We start from the raw sequence: 1,758 nt of genomic DNA on the forward strand, positions 1-1,758 counted from the left end.
GTGATGACGACCTTCTTGGCCTTGCCCAGCATGTCGAGCGTGACGCTCTCCAGCTTAATGCCCAGGTCTTCGGAGATAACCTGGCCACCGGTCAGGATGGCGATGTCTTCCAGCATCGCCTTACGGCGATCGCCGAAGCCCGGCGCCTTCACGGCAGCGACTTTCAGACCGCCACGCAGCTTGTTGACGACGAGGGTGGCCAAGGCTTCGCCTTCGATGTCTTCGGCAATGATCAGCAGCGGACGACCCGACTGCACCACCGCTTCCAGAATCGGCAGCATCGCCTGCAGGCCCGAGAGCTTCTTCTCGTGCAGCAGAATGTACGGCGCGTCCAACTCGGTGGTCATCTTCTCGGCGTTGGTGATGAAATACGGCGAGAGATAGCCACGGTCGAACTGCATACCTTCGACGACGTCGAGTTCGGTCTCCAGGCCCTTGGCCTCTTCCACCGTAATGACGCCCTGGTTGCCGACCTTCTGCATCGCCTTGGCGATCATGGCGCCGATTTCCTTCTCGCCATTGGCGGCGATCGAACCGACCTGGCTGATCTCCTCCGAGGTCGAGACCTTCTTCGAGCGCTTCTGCACGTCGGCCACGATGACCTCAACAGCGGCGTCGATGCCGCGCTTCAGATCCATCGGGTTCATACCGGCGGCAACCGCCTTGCCGCCCTCGCGGACGATCGACTGGGCGAGCACGGTCGCGGTGGTGGTGCCGTCACCGGCGAGATCACTAGTCTTCGAGGCAACTTCGCGCACCATCTGGGCGCCCATGTTCTCGAACTTGTCCGCCAGTTCTATTTCCTTGGCGACGGTGACGCCGTCCTTGGTGATCCGGGGGGCACCGTAGGCCTTGTCGATGACGACATTGCGGCCCTTGGGACCGAGGGTGACCTTCACCGCATTGGCGAGAATGTCGACGCCGCGCAGCATGCGGTCACGGGCGTCACTACTAAAACGAACGTCCTTAGCGGCCATGATTTTTTATTCCTTCTAGAGTTTGCGGGAGAAGCGGCGCTGTTAGGCGACCTTCTTCTTCGAACCGGAAGCGGTGCCCTCGATAATGCCGAGAATGTCCGATTCCTTCATGATGAGAAGGTCTTCGCCGTCCACTTTTACTTCCGAGCCTGACCACTTGCCGAACAGGATGCGGTCGCCCGCCTTGACATCGAGCGGCGTCAGCTTGCCGTCCTCGTTCTTGATGCCAGCGCCCACGGCGATGACTTCGCCTTCCTGCGGCTTTTCCTGGGCGGTGTCGGGAATGATGATGCCCCCCGCGGTCTTTGCGACGCCTTCGATGCGGCGTACCAGAACGCGGTCGTGGAGCGGGCGGAACTTCATGGAGATCCTCCGTAAGTGTCTGAAAACGGCTTATTGAAAATACCGGGCCGAGCCTTGCGCGGGTCTTCTTTAAGGGACCTCAGCACTCTCGTCGGGCGAGTGCTAAGCATATGGGCCCATGCCCCTCGAACTTCAAGGGCTAAAGCCCGAGAATTCAACGGAAATTCGCAGCAGTTTCTTTCCTGAGCCAACGTCCGGCCGAGATGCCAGTCCCCGGATCATGAAAGAATCGCCACTGCGATACGCCCACGAGAGATGTTTGAGATTCCTTGACGAGCTTGTGTTCTGAGAGAGTCGCGTTCATCGCCGTGCCCTCATCGACGCTTCAGCCATCTTCGGCGGGGGACGTCTGGGCGTCGCCCGAACCTCGGCAGAACTCGCAAGCGCCTCGTCCAACCGGTTTTAGCGGGATAGGTAC

General features: G+C 60.1%; 2 protein-coding genes. Both read right to left on the reverse strand.

Going from position 1 to position 1,758, the window contains the following annotated elements; genetic code table 11:
• On the reverse strand, window positions 1–977 hold a 977-nt coding region (groEL, locus tag SMD27_RS24045), incomplete at its 3' end, for a chaperonin GroEL (protein WP_320510999.1).
• A 42-nt stretch (window positions 978–1,019) separates the two neighbouring features.
• Window positions 1,020–1,340 carry a co-chaperone GroES gene (locus SMD27_RS24050; protein WP_320511000.1) on the reverse strand — a complete coding sequence of 107 codons (321 nt, stop codon included), beginning with the start codon at window positions 1,338–1,340 and terminating at the stop codon, window positions 1,020–1,022.
• Window positions 1,341–1,758 lie beyond the last annotated feature (418 nt).

The organism is Dongia soli, from assembly GCF_034044715.1.
Lineage (GTDB): Bacteria > Pseudomonadota > Alphaproteobacteria > Dongiales > Dongiaceae > Dongia_B > Dongia_B soli.